Raw genomic sequence first — 18,065 nt, 5'->3', positions numbered from 1 at the left:
CGCCCTACGCCAGCGCCTTGTAGAAGAAGCTGCAGTCCTGGAGCGCGCCCGTGGGGTCGGTGGCGTACGCGGGGACCTTGCCGAAGCGTGTCCAGCCGGTCGTGGCGTAGAGGCGGTCGGCCGTGCTGTCGGTCTCCGTGTCGAGCAACAGCAGGGTGACGCCCGCTTCCCGGGCGGCCCGTTCGGCCGCGGTCAGCAGGCGGCGGGCGAGGCCCTGGCCCCGGGCCTTCCGGTGGACCATCAGCTTGACGATCTCGGCGCGGTGGCGGCCGTTGGCCTTCGGTTCGAGGGCCAGGCTCACCGTGCCGACGAGGCCGTCGGGGGTGTGGGCGGCCCAGACCCTCAGGGTGCCGGAGTCGAGCGCCGGCTGTCGGGTGTGCCACCAGGCGGCCGCGGCCTCGTGGTCGAAGGGCTGGAGAAAGCCCAGCGACGCGCCGCTCGCGACGGCGTCGACCAGGACGTCGGCGAGGCCGTCGACGGCCGGGGCGAACGCTTCGGGGGAGAGGTGGGTGATGGTGGGCACGGTGTCGGTTCCTCTGAGTTCTCGGAGCGGCACGCTCAGGGCAGGACGATCAGGAGCGCGTACCGCACCGGCTCCGCGCCCGGGCAGCGGAAGCGCGAGCGTCCCCAGAGCCGGAACCGCAGACAGTCCCCCGCCGCCAGCTCGTGCACGCGACCGCCCTCGGTCACCTCCAGGGCGCCCTCGAGGACCCAGATGTGCTGCTCGAGGCCCGCGACCGGAGGCCCGTCGTACGCGATGTCCCCACCGGGCCCCAGCACCCCTTCGACGAGCTCGCCGCGCAGCCCGGGATGCGGGGGCGACACCGAGCGGCGGGTGAACCCCACGGACTCGTCACGCCACACCTCCTGCCGCCCGGCGCGGAGCACCAGGGGCGGCTCGGACTCGACCTCCGCGAGGAGCTGGGACATCGTCAGCCCGTACGCCGCGCACAGCCTGCCCAGCAGTACCGCCGTCGGGCTCAGCTCGACCCGCTCCAGGCGCGACAGGGTCGACCGGCTCGCTCCCGTACGGCCGGCCAGGTCGTCCAGCGACCAACCGCGCTCCGTCCGCAGCTCGGCGAGGCGGCCCGCCAGGCGGGTGTCGAGCGCGGTCGGCTCGGATTCGGCACCCGGTCCCACTGATCCCATACCTGAGAACCTATCTCAGATATGGGATCCGCTGCCAGGGTCTTCTACGGTGCCAGCCGGCTGAACGCCACCTCGAAGTGCTCCACCGACACCACCCGCTGCCCCTCCCGCTGCGACGACTCGTCCCGCACCTCGGCCGCCCGGTCCTCGCTGGCCACCATCGCCCCCTCGTCCTCCCACAGGGTCAGCGACGTCGCCTTCCCCGTGGCGCGGTCGACGAGGTAGTACGCGCCCTTGAAACCCGGCAGCGTCTCCACCAGCTTGACGATCACCTCCGACTTGGCGGCCAGGTCGCCCTCCACGGGAACGGGTGACCCCTGGTACGTGCTCAGCCTCGCGTACATCGACGGACGTCCTTTCCTCGGCGGCCAGGCAGCTCAGCACCAGCGTGCGACGGCGGGCCGCGCCCCGCATGTCAGCGCGGGACAATAGGGACGAGGAGGGCGCGGGGAGGACGCGAGGAGAGGCCGGGGAGCGTGCACGGAGGGCATGAGGAGGCGGACACCGTGACGCCGTACATAGCCGTGACCGCCCTGAGCCATGCGGGGCTGCTGCGCGACCACAACGAGGACAGTCTCGTCGTCGGGCCGTGGACGCTCTGCGGGACCGTGACCGACAGCCCCCAGACGATGCTGTTCCCCCTCGACCGGCCCCTTCTGGTCGCCGTCGCCGACGGACTGGGCGGGCAGCCGGCCGGTGAGGTGGCCAGCGGTCTTGTCGTGCGCCGGCTCGCCGCGCTCGCCCCGGCGCTGGTCGGCACCGAGGCGATGGGCGAGGCGCTGGAGCTGTGCAACCGGGCCGTGTACGCGGCGGCCGACGGCCGCCCGGACCTCGCCACCATGGGGACCACGGTGGCGGGCACGCTCGTCCTGGAGGGGTCGCTGCTGTCGTTCAACGTCGGCGACAGCAAGGTCTACAACGCGGCGCGGGCCGGGCTGCGCCAGGTCAGCGTGGACGACAGCCCGCCGCCCCCACCCGGGCAGCGCACCACCTCGGCCGTCCTGCAGACCCTCGGCGGCAGCCACACGTACAACGCCGTCACGCCCCATGTCGCGAGCTTCCCGCTCTCCCTCGGCGACCGCTATCTGGTGTGCAGCGACGGTCTCACCGACCCGGTGCCGGACGAGGAGATCGAGGACCTGCTGCGGGTGCACGACGACGGCAAGGCGGCCTTCGAGCTGTGGAAGGCCGCCATCGACGCCGGCGGACCCGACAACATCACCCTCGCGCTCGTCCGGGTGGGGGACTGACCTCGTACAGCCCTCACACGGGCTCCCGCTCCGGCCCCTTCTCCCCGCCCTCCCCCTCCTTCTCGTCCTTCTCGTCCTTCTCGTCCTTCTCGTCCTGCGCGAGGAACTCCGTCACGGCCGGCGCGAACAGCGGCGCCAGCGCCAGGCCCACGACGACCCAGCCCGTCGGATGGCCGGGGATGTACACGACGATCGCCGCGGCCACCAGGATCCAGGTGGGCCGATCGCGCCCCGTCACCCGGGTGCCGCAGCACCGGCGAGCGGGCCACGGACCTCTGTCGTACGGTCGGCCGTCCGCGCGATCATGGGGGCATGGTCATGAAGCAGCGCTGCGCCGTACTCGACGACTATCAGGGCGTCGCCCTCTCCTCCGCCGACTGGACTCCGCTCGCCGACCGCGTCGACGTACGCGTGCTGCGCGAGCACCTGACCGACCGGGACGCGCTCGTCGCCTCGATCGAGGACTGCGAGATCGTGGTCGTCATGCGGGAACGGACGCCGCTGGACGCCGAGTTGCTGAAGCGGCTGCCGCGACTGCGGCTGATCGTCACGTCCGGGATGCGCAACGCCTCGATCGACCTGAACGCAGCGGCCGGACTGGGGATCACCGTCTGCGGTACGGCCAGCAGCTCCGAGCCGCCCGCCGAACTCACCTGGGCCCTGATCCTGGGCCTGGCCCGCCAGGTACGGACCGAGGCGCAGGCGCTGCGCGAGGGCGGGCCCTGGCAGTCGACGGTCGGGATGGACCTGGCCGGCCGGACCCTTGGGCTCGTGGGCCTGGGCAAGATCGGCGGCCGGGTCGCCCGCATCGGTCTCGCCTTCGGTATGGACGTCCTCGCCTGGAGCCCGAACCTGACGCGGGAACGGGCCGCCGAGCACGGGGTGACCCTCGCGGCGGACAAGCGGGAGCTGATGGAACGCAGCGACATCGTCTCGCTGCACATGGTCCTGTCCGACCGCACCCGGGGGCTCGTCGGCGAGGCCGAACTCGACGCGATGCGCCCGTCCGCGTACCTGGTCAACACCTCCCGCGCGGGCCTGGTCGACGGCGAGGCGCTGCTGCGGGCGCTGCGCGAGGGCCGGATCGCGGGGGCGGGGCTCGACGTCTTCGCCACCGAACCGCTCGCCCCCGACGACCTACTGCGCACCCTGCCGAACGTCCTCGCGCTGCCGCACCTCGGGTACGTGACGGAGGGCAACTACGCCCGCTACTTCGGGCAGGCGGTCGAGGACATCGAGGCGTACCTGACGGGGGAGCCGGTGCGGGTTCTGGGGTAGGTGGCGCGGGGACGGACGCGGGGTCGGCTGGCGCTGGGACGGGCGCGGGGTCGGCCGGCGCTGGGGCGGGCGCGCGGGATCGGCGGGCGCCGGGACGGACGCCGGGTCGGCTGGCGCTGGGACGGGCGCGCGGGGTCGGACGCCGCAGGGTCGCTCGACGCCAGGACGGACACCGGGTCGGCCGGCGCCGGGTCGGCCGGAGTCGACAGCGGCCCTGCGCCCGTCGGCGCGCGTACGGGCGCCGCGGTAGTCGGCCCCGGCACGGGCACCCGACCCCGGCGAGGTCGGCCCTACGGCCCCGCGAGGCTCGTCCGGACCAGTGACAGGAGCTCGTCGTCCGTGAGGCCCAGTGTGCGGGCCTCCGCCACGACCCCGTGGACGCGCTCGACGAGCCGGGCGCGGTCCGGGGCGGGGGCGTCCGGGACGATGACCGCGCCCCGGCCGCGGCGGAGTTCGATGAGGCCCTCCTCCCGCAGCCGCTGGTAGCCGCGCAGGACGGTGTGGACGTTGACCCCCAGGGAGTCGGCGAGCTCCCGGGCGGCCGGAAGGCGTTCGCCGGGGTTCGCCGAGCCGTCGGCGAGGGCCCCGCGCACACAGGCGGCGATCTGGTCGCCGAGGGGCACGGCGGAGGCGGGGTCGACCCGGAAGAGCATGGTCAGACCCTCCCACGCCGCTCGACCAGGGTGTTCAACAGGGCCGCGGCCGTCCGCGCGTCGGGCACGGTGACCGCGAACTCCCGTCCGCCGTCCCGCCGTACGACCAGACCCTCGCCCGAGCGCATCACCATGCCCGTGCGATGGGCGCGGACGCGGTAGCCCCAGCCGCCGAACTCCGCGAGCGCGTCGATCTCCCGCGCGCTCGCGCTCGCGACCTCGTCGAGCGGCACCCGGAGGCGGGGCCAGGGCGAGAGCGCGGAGCGCAGGGTCAGCCCGCGCCGGTCGACCGTGACGCGAACCTGGGCCAGGACCAGGACGAGCGCTCCGGCGGCGCACACGACGAGCCCGACCGGCCACGGCGCCAGGAGCAGCAGGGCCGGACCGGCCGCCACAAGCACCGCCCCCAGCACGGTCATCGGACGCGAGCCCGTACCGCGCGACCAGCCGGCGACCTCGTTCGGGCCGAGCGGCAGCGTCTCCACGTCCCCCTCCTGCGCACGGGCGAGGAGTTCCCCCTCCGGTACGAGCCGGGCCAGCGCCCACCCCACCAGCGCGGCGACACCGCCGACTCCCGCCGCCACCGTGAGGTTGACCAGGGGCGACACGACCTGGGCAGCGTCGGCCGCGTCGAGGTTGTCCCGTACGACCAGGACCAGCAGCGTGCCCATGGCACCGGCGGTCAGCCACGCGCCCCAGAGCGCGCGCCGCCGTACGAGCGCGACCCAGCCCGCGCCCAGCCCGAGGAGCAGCACGGAGCTGATGAGGGCGAACGCCGCCAGGCCGGTCCATCCGTCGGCGCGCCCGCTGGGGGAGAAGTGGGTGGCGAGCGGGTCGGGCAGCCGGTCGCCCGAGAGTCCGAGCAGGGTCAGGTGGAGGGCGAGCGCGAGCAGGAAGGGCAGGGCGGCGAAGGCGCGCAGGCGGGTCGGGACACGGTTCACGAAAACCTCCCAGACGGTGAAGTTGTTCGTACTCTACTAGAACAATGCGCTCAGTGCTCGGGATGCTTGGACGGGTGACGACCGGGCGGCCGTGTGGGACGGTGGACGCATGCCGGTACCCGTGATCCTCGACTGCGATCCCGGTCACGACGACGCCTTCAACATCCTGCTGGCCGCGGCCCATCCGGCCGTCGACCTGCTGGCCATCACCACCGTGGCGGGCAACCAGACGGTGGAGAAGACCACCCTCAACGCCCGCCGGGTGTGTGCGGTCGCCGGGATCCGCGGAGTGCCGATCGCGGCCGGCCGGTCCCGGCCGCTGCACGGCGCGCCGCTGGTCGCCGAGAACATCCACGGCGGCTCGGGGCTCGACGGACCCGGGTTCGGCGAGGGTGAGCCGGACGTGCCGCAGGATCCGCGCGACGCCCTCACCCTCACCCGGGACATCCTGCTCACCCAGCCCGCGCCCGTGACGCTCGTCCCGACCGGACCGCTGACCAACATCGCGACGCTGCTGCTCGCCCATCCGGAGCTGACGCACCGGATCGAGCGGATCGTGCTGATGGGCGGATCGACCGGGCGCGGGAACACCACACCGGCCGCGGAGTTCAACATCCTGTGCGACCCGGAGGCGGCGGACATCGTCTTCGACAGCGGGCTGCCGATCACGATGTTCGGACTCAACGCCACCCATCAGGCCCAGGCGACCCCGGACGTCATCTCCCGTATCGCCGCGCTGGGCACGCCGCTCGCCAAGCTCTGCATCGAGCTGCTGACCTTTTTCGCCGCCACCTACCGCGAGGTCTACGGCTTCGACGCACCGCCGCTGCACGATCCGCTGACCGTGGCGCATCTGATCGACCCCTCACTGATCAGCCTGGTGCGGGCGGCGGTGACGATCGAGCTGACGGGCACGCACACGCGCGGGGCGACGGTCGTGGACCTGGACGGCGTGACGGGCCGGCCGGCCAACGCGGAGGTGGGCATGGAGGTCGACGTGCCGGGCTTCTGGGACCTGATCGTGGAGGCCGTGCGGGTGCTGGGCGAACGATCCCAGAACTGACGAGACGCAACGTCTTGCGGAATGGCGAGCGACCCTTTATGGTCGATGGAACGAGACGAGACGTCTCGTTCCATCGTCGCCCAGGCAAAGGATCCGCCCTTGTTCCGTGTCCAACTCACCGACGTCACCAAGCGCTACGACGACCGGCTCGTCCTCGACCGGGTCTCCCTCACCGTCCGCCCCGGCGAACGCGTCGGCGTCGTCGGCGACAACGGCTCCGGAAAGTCCACCTTCCTCCGGCTCCTCGCCGGCCTGGAACAGCCCGACAACGGCACCGTCGCCGTGGACTCCCCCGGCGGTCTCGGCCACCTCGCCCAGACCCAGGACCTCCCCGGCACCGCACGCGTCGGCGACGCGGTCGACCTCGCGCTCGCCGACGTACGGAAGCTGGAGCGGGCGATCCGGGCCGCCGAGGCGGAGCTCGCCCGCACCGGCGACCTCGAGGGGTACGCCACCCTCCTCGCCGCGTACGAGGCGCGCGGCGGGCCGGACGCCGACCGCAGGGTCGAGACGACCCTGCGGCAGCTCGGCGAGCGGGAGCCGCTCGACCGCGACCGCCCGCTCGGCACACTCTCCGGCGGACAGCGCTCCCGGCTCGCCCTCGCCGCGACCCTGGCCGCCGACCCCGAACTGCTGCTGCTCGACGAGCCGACCAACGACCTCGACGACGAGGCCGTCACCTGGCTCGAGGAACGGCTGCGCGCCCACCGGGGGACGGTCGTCGCCGTCACCCACGACCGGGTCTTCCTCGACCGGGTCACGACCTCCGTCCTGGAGGTGAACGGCGAGCTGCGCACGGTCCGCAGATACGGCAACGGCTACGCCGGCTATCTGACCGGCCGGGCGGCCGAACGGGCCCGGTGGGAGCGGGAGTACGAGGAGTGGCGGGCGGAACTCGCCCGCCACACGGCACTCGCCGACACCACCATCGACCGCTTCTCCGCCATCCCTCGCAAGGCCCCGGCGGCCTTCAGCGGAGCCGGCGCCTTCCGCGCCCGCTCGCGGGCGCACGGCGCGATGAGCAGGATCCGGGCCGCCCGCGAGAAGCTCCAGCGGCTCACCGAGAACGCGGTGGCGGCACCGCCGGAGCCGCTGCGGTTCACGGCGTCCATCGAGGGCGCGGCGGGCGCGGTCGCGCTGACGGACGTACGGATGGAGGGCCGGCTGCGGCCGGCCTCCCTGCACCTGGCCCCCGGTGAACGCCTCCTGGTCACCGGCCCGAACGGCGCCGGCAAGTCCACCCTGCTCAAGATCCTCGCGGGCGAACTGACCCCGGACGGCGGGACGATGACGGCCCCTCCCCGGGTCGGGATGCTCCGCCAGGACACCGAGCTGCCGGACGACCCCCGCACCGTCGCCGCGGCGTTCGGGGAGGGCCGGGAGGAGGAGCTGCTACGGCTCGGGCTCTTCCGGGCAGCCGATCTGTCCACGCCGGTACGGGAGTTGTCGACGGGCCAGCGCCGCAAGCTGGAACTGGCGCGCCTGGTCACCCGCCCGTCGGACCTGCTCCTCCTCGACGAACCGACCAACCATCTGGCCCCCGGCCTGGTGGAAGATCTGGAGGCAGCCCTCGCCACCTACCCGGGCACCCTGGTGATCGTCACCCACGACCGCCGCATCCGAGCGGGCTTCCGGGGCCGACGGCTCGAACTTGGCGCCCGGACACGACCTAGCGCACCCTGTCCGGCGTGAAGGGGGACTGCTCGAAGGTCGGTACGGGGATCACGATCACATCGTCCCCTGGCGTGTACGGCGGAGGCATCTCCGGCGTGGGCGACGGGCGGTCCGGCGCCGGGACCGGGTTGGGCCCGGAGTTCGGGTTCTGCGGCTCCGTCCGCGACCGGGTGCCGGTCTTCCGCTTCGCGCTCGCCTTCGGGCGCGGTGACATGTACGCCGTCGGCGGCGGGGTCGTACGGGTCGCGGACGTCGTCGCGGACGGGCTCACCGACGTCGACGCACTCGGCGAAGGCGTCGCCGTCGGTGACGCCGAGGAGGCGGAAGGGGAACCTGACGGGGACGGGTGACGGCTCCGGTCCCCGTCCGTACCGCCGCCCCCTCCGCACCCGCTCAGTACCAGCCCGGCCAGCAGCGCCACCGCCGCCGGACCGGATCCTCTTCCGCCGAGGGCACGCATGCCCCTCACCCCACCCCTGGAGACCTGATCCGCACGTTCGTGCGGCCGGAATCGTACCGTCGGCGGGCGGGCCGTCAGCCCTCCCCGTCGTCCTCCAGGTCGCCCTCCGTGTCCAGGAACACCTGCCGCAGCGCCGCCAGGGTCTCCGGGTCCGGCTTCTCCCACATGCCGCGCGACTCGGCCTCCAGGAGGCGCTCCGCGATGCCGTGCAGGGCCCAGGGGTTGGCCTCCTTCAGGAAGGCCTGGTTCTCCGGGTCGAGGACGTACGTCTCCGTGAGCTTGTCGTACATCCAGTCGGCGACCACACCGGTCGTCGCGTCGTAGCCGAAGAGATAGTCGACCGTCGCCGCCAGCTCGAACGCGCCCTTGTAGCCGTGGCGGCGCATCGCCTCGATCCACTTCGGGTTGACCACCCGGGCGCGGAAGACCCGCGAGGTCTCCTCGACCAGGGTCCGGGTGCGGACCGTCTCCGGACGGGTGGAGTCGCCGATGTACGCCTCGGGCGCCGAGCCCGTCAGCGCGCGGACGGTCGCCACCATGCCGCCGTGGTACTGGAAGTAGTCGTCCGAGTCGGCGATGTCGTGCTCGCGCGTGTCCGTGTTCTTCGCGGCGACGGCGATCCGCTTGTACGCCGTCTCCATCTCCGAGCGCGCCGGGCGCCCTTCGAGACCACGCCCGTACGCGTACCCGCCCCACACCGTGTACACCTCGGCGAGGTCCGCGTCCGTACGCCAGTCGCGCGAGTCGATCAGCTGGAGGATGCCCGCGCCGTACGTGCCCGGCCGCGAGCCGAAGATACGGGTGGTCGCCCGCCGCTCGTCGCCGTGCTCGGCCAGGTCGGCCTGCGCGTGCGCCCGTACGAAGTTGTCCTCGGCCGGCTCGTCCAGTGAGGCGGCCAGCCGCACGGCATCGTCGAGAAGGCCGATGACGTGCGGGAACGCGTCCCGGAAGAAGCCCGAGATGCGCAGCGTCACATCGATGCGCGGACGGCCCAGCTCGGCGAGCGGGATCGGCTCCAGACCGTTCACCCGGCGCGAGGCGTCGTCCCAGGTCGGGCGGATGCCCAGCAGGGCCAGCGCCTCGGCCACGTCGTCGCCCGCCGTGCGCATCGCGCTCGTTCCCCACAGGGACAGACCGACGGACGTCGGCCACTCGCCGTTGTCGGAGCGGTAGCGCTCCAGGAGCGAGTCGGCGAGCGCCTGGCCGGTCTCCCACGCGAGGCGGGAAGGAACGGCCTTGGGGTCGACGGAGTAGAAGTTCCGGCCGGTCGGCAGCACGTTCACCAGACCGCGCAGCGGCGAGCCGGACGGGCCGGCCGGCACGAAGCCGCCGTCCAACGCGTGGACGGCGTGGGTGAGTTCGTCGGTCGTGGCGGAGAGTCGCGGAACGACCTGCTCGCAGGCGAAGCGGAGCACGGCCTGGACATCTGCGCCGTACGCGGCGGCGACCGCCGGGACCGCGTCCACGGACCAGGCCGCCGCCTCCATCGCCTCGACCAGCTCGCGCGCCGTCGCCTCGGCCTCGTCGGCGGTGGTCCGGGTCGCGGCCGACTCGTCAAGGCCGAGGGCCTCTCGCAGACCCGGCAGGGCCTGCGTACCGCCCCAGATCTGCCGGGCGCGCAGGATCGACAGCACGAGGTTCACTCGCGCCTCGCCCACCGGCGCCCCGCCGAGCACATGCAGACCGTCCCTGATCTGCGCATCCTTGACCTCGCACAGCCAGCCGTCGACGTGCAGCAGGAAGTCGTCGAACCCGTCGTCCTCCGGACGGTCCTCGAGCCCCAGGTCGTGGTCGAGCTTCGCCGCCTGGATCAGCGTCCAGATCTGCGCGCGGATCGCGGGCAGCTTCGACGGGTCCATGGAAGAGATCTGCGCGTACTCGTCGAGCAGCTGCTCCAGGCGCGCGATGTCGCCGTACGAGTCGGCGCGCGCCATCGGCGGCACCAGGTGGTCGACGAGCGTCGCGTGCACGCGCCGCTTGGCCTGCGTGCCCTCGCCCGGGTCGTTGACCAGGAACGGGTAGACCAGCGGGATGTCGCCGAGCGCCGCGTCCGGGCCGCAGGCGGCCGACAGGCCGGCGTTCTTGCCGGGCAGCCACTCCAGGTTGCCGTGCTTGCCGAGGTGGACCATCGCGTCCGCCCCGAAGCCGCCGTCCTCGGCGCGCGCCGCGATCCAGCGGTAGGCGGCCAGATAGTGGTGGGACGGCGGGAGATCGGGGTCGTGATAGATCGCGATCGGGTTCTCGCCGAAGCCGCGCGGCGGCTGGATGAGGATCAGCAGGTTCCCGCGCCGCAGGGCGGCGAGGACGATGTCACCCTCGGGGTTACGGGACCGGTCCAGGAACATCTCGCCGGGCGCCGGGCCCCAGTGCTCCTCGACCGCCTCGCGCAGCTCGGCCGGGAGCTGCGCGTACCAGCGCTTGTAGTCGGCCGCCGGGATGCGAACCGGGTTCTTCGCCAGCTGCTCCTCGGTGAGCCAGTCCTGGTCGTGGCCGCCGGCCTCGATCAGGGCGTAGATCAGCTCGTCGCCGTCGCCGGAGACCAGGCCGGGGATCTCCTCGACCGGACCGAAGTCGTAGCCCTCCTCCCGCAGGCGCCGCAGCAGCGCGACGGCGGAGGCGGGGGTGTCGAGGCCGACCGCGTTGCCGATCCGGGAGTGCTTCGTCGGGTACGCGGAGAGGACGAGCGCAAGCTTCTTCTCGGCGTTCGGGATATGGCGCAGACGGGCGTGGCGGACCGCGATCCCGGCGACGCGGGCCGCGCGCTCGGTGTCGGCGACGTAGGCGGGCAGCCCGTCCTCGTCGATCTCCTTGAAGGAGAACGGGACGGTGATGAGCCGGCCGTCGAACTCGGGGACGGCGACCTGGCTCGCGGCGTCCAGCGGGGAGAGACCCTCGTCGTTCTCCTCCCAGGCCGAGCGCGAGCCGGTGAGGCAGAGCGCCTGGAGGATCGGTACGTCGAGGGCGGCGAGCGCGCCCGCGTCCCAGGCCTCCTCGTCGCCGCCGGCCTGCGCCTCGGCGGGCTTGGTGCCGCCGGCCGCGAGGACGGTGGTGATGATCGCGTCGGCGCCCCGCAGGCGGTCGAGCAGCTCCGGCTCGGGGGCGCGCAGGGACGCGACGTACAGCGGCAGGGCCTGGGCACCGGCGTCCTCGATGGCCTCGCAGAGGGTGCCGATGAAGGCGGTGTTCCCGCTCATGTGGTGGGCGCGGTAGTAGAGCACGGCGACCGTCGGGCCGTCGGTCGTCCGGGGCGTGCGCTCCAGCGGGCCCCAGGTCGGCGCGGCGGCCGGGGCGTCGAAGCCGTGGCCGGTGAGCAGCACGGTGTCGGAGAGGAAGCGGGCCAGCTGCTCCAGGTTGGCCGGGCCGCCGTGCGCGAGGTAGGCGTGGGCCTCGGTGGCGACACCGACCGGGACGGTGGAGGTCTCCATGAGCTGGGCGTCGGGGGCCTGTTCGCCGGAGAGTACGACCAGCGGCTTCTCCGCCGCACGCAGGGCCTGCAGGCCCTCCTCCCAGGCGCGCAGACCGCCGAGAAGACGGACGACGACGAGGTCGGAGCCGTCGAGGAGCCCGGGCAGGTCGTCCAGGGCGAGGCGGGAGGGGTTGGCGAACCGGTACTCGACGGGGCCGCCGGCCGCGCGGGCGCTGAGCAGGTCGGTGTCGGAGTGCGACAGCAACAGAATTCGCATGCGTGCGCAGGCCTTCCTCGGGGTTGTCCGCGCCCCGGGTGGTCGTATGGACGGCGGGAGTTCCTGACTCACCCGGCCGCTGGTGCGACCTGGCTCACAGTGGCGGGACCGCGCCGGATTCTCACCGGGCTTCCTCCCCGGGGTCCTGGGACCCCATGCCGTCTGCATAGTAGATCGTGCTCACGACGGGCAGGGGTCGTCCCCAGGGGTCGCCCCGATCCACGTGGGTATGCTCGCCGCCATGCCGCCCACCCCGCCCACAACGCCCAACCGGGGCGAACCTCTCATACGGGACCGTGGCGATGCCTGCCCCGGCGCGCTGCGCCTGCACCCCGCCGACGACGGCGGCCTGGCCCGACTGCGCCTGCCCGCAGGCTTGTTGACGTCTCGCCAGGTCCAGGTCCTGGCGTCGGCGGCGGAGTCGCTGGGCGACGGCCGGGTCACGGTCACATCCCGGGGGAACGTGGAGCTGCGCGGCCTCGGCGAGGGCTGCGGGGTCGATCTGGCGGAGCGGCTGACGGAGGCGGGCCTGCTGCCCTCGGCCACCCACGAACGCGTCCGCAACATCGTCGCCTCCCCGACCGCGGGACTGGACGGACTCGGCCACGCGGACGTGCAGTTGTGGGCCCGTGAGCTGGACACCCTGCTCTGCGCGACCCCCTGGACGGCGGCCCTCTCGGGCCGCTTCCTCTTCGTCCTGGACGACGGCCGCGGAGACGTGGCGGGGCTGGGCGGAGATGTGACCTTGATCGCAGGAGCGCCGTCGGCGGCCGGCGACCGGTGGACGGGTGGGAGCGCGTCACCCGGCGGGACCGGAGCCTCGGTGGGCGGCAGTCCGTCGCCCGGCGAGACAGACACCTTCGCGACCGGCAGTCCGTCGCCCGGCGGGAGCGGAGCCTCGGTGGGCGAGAGCCCGTCGCCCGGCGAGACAGACGCCCCCGCGGCCGGTCGTCCGTCCCCCGGCGGGACCGGAGCCTCCGCGGCCGGTCGTCCGTCCCCCGGCGGGACCGGAGCCTCCGCGGGCGAGAGCCCGACGCCCGGCGAGACAGACACCTTCGCGGGCGGCTGCGAAGGCCCGGCCCCGCGCGCGGCCGACGCCCTGCTGTACGTCGGCGGGCAGGCGTTCCGCGTCGCGGGCGCCGACGCCCCGCGCGCGGCGCTCGCCGCGACCGACGCGTTCCTGCGGGCCGCACAGGCCGCCGGGAACGGGGCATGGCGTGTAAAGGAGCTGCCGAACGCGGGCGCGCCGGACACGGAGGCCGTCGACGCCGCCGGAGTGACAGCCATGCCGGACACCGGGACTCCCAGCGCCGGAACAGCCGCCGCGCCGGATGCCGGAACCTGCCTCCTCGACCTCGCCGCCGCGCTCGCACGGGCCGGGGTCGACGCCCGGCCCGTCGTCCCCGCGCCGCCGCTGCCGCACGGCGCGCCGCCCGCGCCCGGGCCCCTCGGCGGGAACGCACTGCACGTGCTCGCGCCGCTCGGACGGCTGACGGCCACCCAGCTGCGGGCGCTGCTGCCCGCCGACGAGGTGCGGCTCACGCCCTGGCGCGGGGCCGTCGTCGTCGGGGCCTCCCGAACGCGGCTGCCCGAGCTGGAGGCAGCCGGGCTGATCACCGACCCCCAATCCCCCTGGGTCGGCGTCGGCGCCTGCACCGGGCGCCCCGGCTGCGCCAAGTCCCTCGCCGACGTCCGGGCGGACGCCGTACCCGGCACTCCGGGCCTCCCCGTCCACTTCTCGGGGTGCGAGCGCCGGTGCGGCCACCCCCAAGGCGCCCCCGGCAGCTGGGTCGACGTCCTCGCCACCGCCGAGGGCACCTACCTCGTGGACGGCCGCCCCACCCCCCGTACCTCCCTGACCGAAGCAGTCGCAACGGCCCGCACAACGAGATGAGCGAGAACGACACGATGTTCGCCTACGAGAAGGACGGCGCGGAGATCTACCGCCAGTCCTTTGCCACGATCCGCGCCGAGGCGGACCTCGCCGATCTGCCCGCCGACGTCGCCACGGTCGTGGTCCGCATGATCCACGCCTGCGGCATGACCGACCTCGTCCGCGACCTCGCCTACTCGCCGCAGGTCGTCTCCCGCGCCCGCGCCGCCCTGCGCGCCGGCGCACCGATCCTGTGCGACGCGCAGATGGTCGCGAGCGGAGTGACCCGCAAGCGGCTGCCCGCCGACAACGACGTGGTCTGCACCCTCTCCGACCCCTCCGTGCCCGCCCTCGCCGCCGAGCTCGGCACCACCCGCAGCGCCGCCGCCCTCGAACTCTGGCGCGACCGCCTCGAAGGCTCCGTCGTCGCCATCGGCAACGCGCCCACCGCCCTCTTCCACCTCCTGGAGATGATCGCGAAGGGCGCGCCCCGCCCGGCCGCCGTCCTCGGCATACCGGTCGGCTTCATCGGCGCCGCCGAGTCGAAGGACGCCCTCGCCGCCCAGACCCTGGGCCTCGACTACCTCGTCGTACGGGGCCGGCGCGGCGGCAGCGCGATGACCGCCGCCGCGATCAACGCCATCGCGACGGAAGCGGAGATCCAGGCATGAGCGCCAACGCCCCCGGCAAGCTGTACGGAGTCGGCCTCGGCCCCGGCGACCCCGACCTGATGACGGTCGCCGCCGTGAAGGCCATCGCGTCCGCCGACGTCGTCGCCTACCACTCGGCCCGCCACGGCCGCTCCATCGCGCGCTCCATCGCCGCCGAGCACCTCCGCGAGGACCACATCGAGGAGCGGCTGATGTACCCGCTCACGGTGGAGACCACCGACCACCCCGGCGGCTACCGGGGCGCGCTCGACGACTTCTACGAGGAGGCCGCGGCCCGCCTCGCCGCCCACCTCGACGCCGGCCGCACCGTCGCCGTCCTCGCCGAGGGCGACCCGCTCTTCTACGGCTCGTACCAGCACATGCACAAGCGGCTCGCGGACCGCTACGACACCACCGTCATCCCCGGCGTCACCTCCGTGTCCGCCGCCGCGGCCCGGCTCGGCGAGCCGCTGTGCGAGGCGGAGGAGGTCCTGACGATCATCCCCGGCACACTGCCGGAGGACGAGCTGACGGCCCGCCTCGCGGGCACCGACTCGGCGGTCGTGATGAAGCTCGGCCGCACCTTCCCGACCGTGCGCCGCGCCCTGGAGCGCGCGGGCCGTCTCGACGACGCGCGGTACGTGGAGCGGGCGTTCATGGCGGGCGAACGGACGGAGATCCTCGCCGAGGTGGACGCCGAGACCGTCCCGTACTTCTCGGTCGCCGTCCTGCCCTCCCGTATCGACGCCGTCACCCCCGAGTCCCGGGAGACCGGCGGCGAGGTCGTCGTCGTCGGCACCGGCCCGGCGGGCGCTCCCTGGCTGACGCCGGAGTCGCGCGGCGCGCTGGTCAACGCCGACGACCTGGTCGGCTACACCACCTACCTCGACCGCGTCCCGGCGCTGCGCCCCGGCCAGCGCCGGCACGGCTCGGACAACAAGGTCGAGTCCGAGCGCGCCGAGTTCGCCCTCGACCTCGCCCGGCGCGGGCGCCGGGTCGCGGTCGTCTCGGGCGGCGACCCCGGTGTCTTCGCCATGGCCACGGCGGTCCTGGAGGTCGCGTCGGAGGAGCGGTACGCGGACGTGCCCGTACGGGTCCTCCCGGGTGTGACGGCCGCGAACGCGGCAGCCGCCGCGGCGGGCGCCCCGCTCGGCCACGACTACGCCACGATCTCCCTCTCGGACCGGCTCAAGCCCTGGGACGTGATCGCCGCCCGCCTGCGCGCCGCCACCCGGGCGGACCTGGTCCTGGCGCTCTACAACCCGGGCTCGAAGTCCCGTACGCACCAGGTGGCGGCCGCCCGCGACCTGCTGCTCGAACTCCGCTCGCCCGAGACCCCGGTGGTCGTGGCACGGGACGTCGGCGGCCCGGAGCAGTCGGTACGGGTGGTGACCCTGAAGACCCTGGAGCCGAGCGAGGTCGACATGCGGACGCTGCTGCTCATCGGCTCGTCGCAGACGCGCGCGGTCGAACGCGGCGACGGCCGCACGATCACCTGGACACCGCGGCGGTACCCAGAGGAGTGACGGGGCCGCGGCGGTAGGGGAGGAATGACGGGGCCGCGGCGGTACCGGAGGAATGACGGGCGGGGCGCGGGGACGGGTCCGGTCGCGGCGGGGCGAAACGTCGCGACGGGGCCGGTCGTCGTCACCGGGCCCGGGCGCCGGACTCGCACTGCACGTCAACGGGTGAAGGTCCCCAGCCCTTCGGTGTCCAGATACTCGACGCGGACGGACTTCCCGTCCGGCTTGTCGAGCAGGTCGGCGGCGACTGCGTCGAGGTCGCGTTCGACCGGCGCAAGTTCGTCCTACAGCTCCGGTAGCGGCGGCGACTGCGTCGAGGTCGCCGCCTGCCCCACTCCGTCCACCTCCGTGTCTCCAAGGTCACCGACGGCCCGACGTTCGGGGTCGCCGCCGAGGCCTGGTCCATGTTCGTCGCGGGGCTCACCGGCTGACCGCCCCTCGTCGGCTTCTGGCTCGGCCGCCCTCTCTCCGAGTGTGGCGGGTTCCGGCGACGCCTCAAGGGCGCTCCTCCGTCGCGTCGGCTCCGCCGATTCCGCTTCGCTCCACCCTTGACCCGCCACCTCCACCCGCCTTTTCACACTCGGAGGGCGGCCCGGGGGCGTGGCCACGCGACAACTCCCCCGGTCCTGGGCAGGGATCGGCGCCTGCGGGTGCGTGGGTGGGATTGCGCGGCAGTTGAATGGGGTGGCCCGGCGACGCTCAGCGTGCTGCGGCCGTCGGTCGGCTCGGATTCATGCCCCGCTGGTCACCCCCCGGTGGGTGGTGGGGTGAGTTGATCAGCTGAGCGACCCCAAGGCTCCACAACTCGCCTTCGGCGGGCCCCAAGGGGCGCTATCCGGGGAAGTTACCGCGAGTAGTGGAGAGTTAGGGACACACTCGCCGTCTGCCGAGCAGCGGATGGACGTAACTACGCTCCACTGGCAGCAACTTCCCTGCATGGGGCGCTCGCGGATCCGATCCAGGGAGGTGGGCGGACCTACTGTCTCCAGACGGTTGGGTCCTCGTGGATCCGGGTCAGCATTCCGGCGAGGGTCTTCTCGTCGAAGATGACGCCGTAGATGGCTTCGGGGATCTGCCGGTCGTTGACGACGACGGTGGGGGTACCCGGTCCGATCGGGTCGTCCCCGGTCTGCTGGTAGGCCTGCTGCGAAGCGGTCACGAAGTCCCTGTACTTCATGGTGGAGACAGCCGCGTCGAAGGTCTTGCTGCGCAGCCCGGGTACTTCGTCGGCGAGCTCGAGCAGCCGGGAGGTGGTGAAGCCACCGGACATCTCGACCGCAGTCTGGTTCTTCACCAGTACGGCGTGGTACTCGGCGAACTTCTGCGCGTCCAGCGCCGAACGCAGCGCGTTGACGGCCCGCTTGGAGCCGTCCCCTCCCAGCCGCTGGTCCTTGAAGGAGGCGAAGGTGTACTCGGTCCTCGCCTCGCGCTTGATCGTCATGGCGCGGACCGCCTTGGCGCCCGTCGCCTCGAACTCCTCGACGACCGGGCAACGGGGGTCCTCGTAGAGCCGCACGCTCATCGCGACGAGCGGATCCCCCACCGTGATCGTCGTACCGTCCGAGGACAGCGCCTCCGGCAGCTCCTCGATCCCCTCGTACGGTTCCGGTGCCGTGATCGCGGGCTGTTCGGCCGCAGATGCTCCCCGCTCGCAGCCGGCGGTGCCCATCGCGACAGCCCCCAGCGCGACGGCAGCAGCCAGCCCTCTGACATGTCTGACCTGCATGAATTCCCTCTCCTGATGAACGCGCAGACTCTAGGCGTTCACACGGCGAAGGCGCACGCCCATTCCGCGTGCTGCTCGGCAGACGGCGAGTGTGTCCCTAACTCTCCACTACTCGCGGTAACTTCCCCGGATAGCGCCCCTT

General features: G+C 73.4%; 16 protein-coding genes and 1 riboswitch. Of the genes, 8 read left to right on the top strand and 8 right to left on the bottom strand.

Annotated features, from left to right (window positions below):
• Positions 1-4 precede the first annotated feature (4 nt).
• Genes ACZ561_RS22450 through ACZ561_RS22440 form a run of 3 tightly spaced genes read right to left on the bottom strand, consistent with a single transcriptional unit; the run spans position 5 to position 1,493 of the window.
• Positions 5-523: a GNAT family N-acetyltransferase gene (locus ACZ561_RS22450; protein ID WP_470997816.1), complete on the bottom strand. Its 519-nt coding sequence runs from the start codon at positions 521-523 to the stop codon at positions 5-7.
• 35 nt (positions 524-558) lie between these two features.
• On the bottom strand, positions 559-1,149 hold the full coding sequence (locus ACZ561_RS22445; RefSeq protein ID WP_470997813.1) for a helix-turn-helix domain-containing protein: 591 nt from the start codon (positions 1,147-1,149) through the stop codon (positions 559-561).
• A gap of 44 nt (positions 1,150-1,193) precedes the next feature.
• The gene (locus ACZ561_RS22440; RefSeq protein WP_470997810.1) at positions 1,194-1,493 is read right to left on the bottom strand and encodes a hypothetical protein; all 300 of its coding nucleotides are present in this window, start codon (positions 1,491-1,493) and stop codon (positions 1,194-1,196) included.
• Between the two features lie 162 nt (positions 1,494-1,655).
• Here ACZ561_RS22440 and ACZ561_RS22435 point away from each other — a divergent pair, with 162 nt between their 5' ends.
• The gene (locus tag ACZ561_RS22435) at positions 1,656-2,399 is read left to right on the top strand and encodes a PP2C family protein-serine/threonine phosphatase (protein ID WP_470997807.1); all 744 of its coding nucleotides are present in this window, start codon (positions 1,656-1,658) and stop codon (positions 2,397-2,399) included.
• A 13-nt stretch (positions 2,400-2,412) separates the two neighbouring features.
• Here ACZ561_RS22435 and ACZ561_RS22430 read toward each other — a convergent pair whose 3' ends face one another.
• Positions 2,413-2,637 carry a hypothetical protein gene (locus ACZ561_RS22430; protein ID WP_470997804.1) on the bottom strand — a complete coding sequence of 75 codons (225 nt, stop codon included), beginning with the start codon at positions 2,635-2,637 and terminating at the stop codon, positions 2,413-2,415.
• Positions 2,638-2,717: 80 nt separating this feature from the next.
• Here ACZ561_RS22430 and ACZ561_RS22425 point away from each other — a divergent pair, with 80 nt between their 5' ends.
• A complete protein-coding gene (locus tag ACZ561_RS22425; RefSeq protein ID WP_470998567.1) occupies positions 2,718-3,677 on the top strand; it encodes a D-2-hydroxyacid dehydrogenase family protein in 960 nt (319 codons plus the stop codon).
• 290 nt (positions 3,678-3,967) lie between these two features.
• Here ACZ561_RS22425 and ACZ561_RS22420 read toward each other — a convergent pair whose 3' ends face one another.
• Both ACZ561_RS22420 and ACZ561_RS22415 read right to left on the bottom strand, forming a co-directional pair.
• A complete protein-coding gene (locus tag ACZ561_RS22420) occupies positions 3,968-4,330 on the bottom strand; it encodes a GntR family transcriptional regulator (protein WP_470997802.1) in 363 nt (120 codons plus the stop codon).
• A 2-nt stretch (positions 4,331-4,332) separates the two neighbouring features.
• The gene (locus tag ACZ561_RS22415) at positions 4,333-5,271 is read right to left on the bottom strand and encodes a DUF1648 domain-containing protein (RefSeq protein WP_470997799.1); all 939 of its coding nucleotides are present in this window, start codon (positions 5,269-5,271) and stop codon (positions 4,333-4,335) included.
• Positions 5,272-5,380: 109 nt separating this feature from the next.
• Between ACZ561_RS22415 and ACZ561_RS22410 the strand changes: the two genes are divergently transcribed.
• Genes ACZ561_RS22410 through ACZ561_RS22400 form a run of 3 tightly spaced genes read left to right on the top strand, consistent with a single transcriptional unit; the run spans position 5,381 to position 8,358 of the window.
• Positions 5,381-6,334, top strand: a complete 954-nt coding sequence (locus ACZ561_RS22410) for a nucleoside hydrolase (protein ID WP_470997796.1) — start codon at positions 5,381-5,383, stop codon at positions 6,332-6,334.
• Between the two features lie 45 nt (positions 6,335-6,379).
• Entirely contained in the window at positions 6,380-8,026 is a 1,647-nt protein-coding gene (gene abc-f / locus ACZ561_RS22405) for a ribosomal protection-like ABC-F family protein (protein ID WP_470997793.1), read from the top strand.
• Complete coding sequence (locus ACZ561_RS22400) at positions 8,023-8,358, top strand: hypothetical protein (RefSeq protein WP_470997790.1); 336 nt, start codon at positions 8,023-8,025, stop codon at positions 8,356-8,358. Before abc-f ends, ACZ561_RS22400 begins: the two co-directional genes overlap by 4 nt.
• 184 nt (positions 8,359-8,542) lie before the next feature.
• Here ACZ561_RS22400 and cobN read toward each other — a convergent pair whose 3' ends face one another.
• Complete coding sequence (gene cobN / locus ACZ561_RS22395) at positions 8,543-12,151, bottom strand: cobaltochelatase subunit CobN (protein ID WP_470997787.1); 3,609 nt, start codon at positions 12,149-12,151, stop codon at positions 8,543-8,545.
• A 35-nt stretch (positions 12,152-12,186) separates the two neighbouring features.
• Positions 12,187-12,329: riboswitch (cobalamin riboswitch) on the bottom strand.
• Positions 12,330-12,392: 63 nt separating this feature from the next.
• On the opposite strand from cobN, the gene ACZ561_RS22390 reads away from it, so the two are divergent.
• From ACZ561_RS22390 to ACZ561_RS22380, 3 genes are read left to right on the top strand one after another with little or no spacing between them, the layout of a single operon-like run.
• Positions 12,393-14,045 carry a cobalamin biosynthesis protein CobG gene (locus ACZ561_RS22390; RefSeq protein ID WP_470997784.1) on the top strand — a complete coding sequence of 551 codons (1,653 nt, stop codon included), beginning with the start codon at positions 12,393-12,395 and terminating at the stop codon, positions 14,043-14,045.
• Positions 14,042-14,695 (top strand): precorrin-8X methylmutase, encoded by a 654-nt coding sequence (locus ACZ561_RS22385; protein ID WP_470997781.1) that lies wholly within the window; start codon positions 14,042-14,044, stop codon positions 14,693-14,695. The genes ACZ561_RS22390 and ACZ561_RS22385 overlap by 4 nt, the downstream gene beginning before the upstream one ends.
• Positions 14,692-16,200 carry a precorrin-2 C(20)-methyltransferase gene (locus ACZ561_RS22380; RefSeq protein ID WP_470997778.1) on the top strand — a complete coding sequence of 503 codons (1,509 nt, stop codon included), beginning with the start codon at positions 14,692-14,694 and terminating at the stop codon, positions 16,198-16,200. Before ACZ561_RS22385 ends, ACZ561_RS22380 begins: the two co-directional genes overlap by 4 nt.
• Before the next feature lie 973 nt (positions 16,201-17,173).
• Here ACZ561_RS22380 and ACZ561_RS22375 read toward each other — a convergent pair.
• A complete protein-coding gene (locus ACZ561_RS22375) occupies positions 17,174-17,923 on the bottom strand; it encodes a DsbA family protein (protein ID WP_470997775.1) in 750 nt (249 codons plus the stop codon).
• Positions 17,924-18,065: the final 142 nt, after the last annotated feature.

The organism is Streptomyces sp. NPDC039609, assembly GCF_055596705.1.
Note: the sequence above shows the minus strand (reverse complement) of the source record. Positions and strands in the feature narration are given on the sequence as shown.

What these genes read in the sequence shown, in the direction of transcription:
- ACZ561_RS22445 (WP_470997813.1), bottom strand. Translation starts at nt 1,149, where the DNA reads ATGGGATCAGTGGGACCGGGTGCCGAATCCGAGCCGACCGCGCTCGAC.
- cobN (WP_470997787.1), bottom strand. Translation starts at nt 12,151, where the DNA reads ATGCGAATTCTGTTGCTGTCGCACTCCGACACCGACCTGCTCAGCGCC.
- ACZ561_RS22440 (WP_470997810.1), bottom strand. Translation starts at nt 1,493, where the DNA reads ATGTACGCGAGGCTGAGCACGTACCAGGGGTCACCCGTTCCCGTGGAG.
- ACZ561_RS22375 (WP_470997775.1), bottom strand. Translation starts at nt 17,923, where the DNA reads ATGCAGGTCAGACATGTCAGAGGGCTGGCTGCTGCCGTCGCGCTGGGG.
- ACZ561_RS22420 (WP_470997802.1), bottom strand. Translation starts at nt 4,330, where the DNA reads ATGCTCTTCCGGGTCGACCCCGCCTCCGCCGTGCCCCTCGGCGACCAG.
- ACZ561_RS22425 (WP_470998567.1), top strand. Translation starts at nt 2,718, where the DNA reads ATGAAGCAGCGCTGCGCCGTACTCGACGACTATCAGGGCGTCGCCCTC.
- ACZ561_RS22385 (WP_470997781.1), top strand. Translation starts at nt 14,042, where the DNA reads ATGAGCGAGAACGACACGATGTTCGCCTACGAGAAGGACGGCGCGGAG.
- ACZ561_RS22410 (WP_470997796.1), top strand. Translation starts at nt 5,381, where the DNA reads ATGCCGGTACCCGTGATCCTCGACTGCGATCCCGGTCACGACGACGCC.
- ACZ561_RS22390 (WP_470997784.1), top strand. Translation starts at nt 12,393, where the DNA reads ATGCCGCCCACCCCGCCCACAACGCCCAACCGGGGCGAACCTCTCATA.
- ACZ561_RS22380 (WP_470997778.1), top strand. Translation starts at nt 14,692, where the DNA reads ATGAGCGCCAACGCCCCCGGCAAGCTGTACGGAGTCGGCCTCGGCCCC.
- abc-f (WP_470997793.1), top strand. Translation starts at nt 6,380, where the DNA reads ATGGAACGAGACGAGACGTCTCGTTCCATCGTCGCCCAGGCAAAGGAT.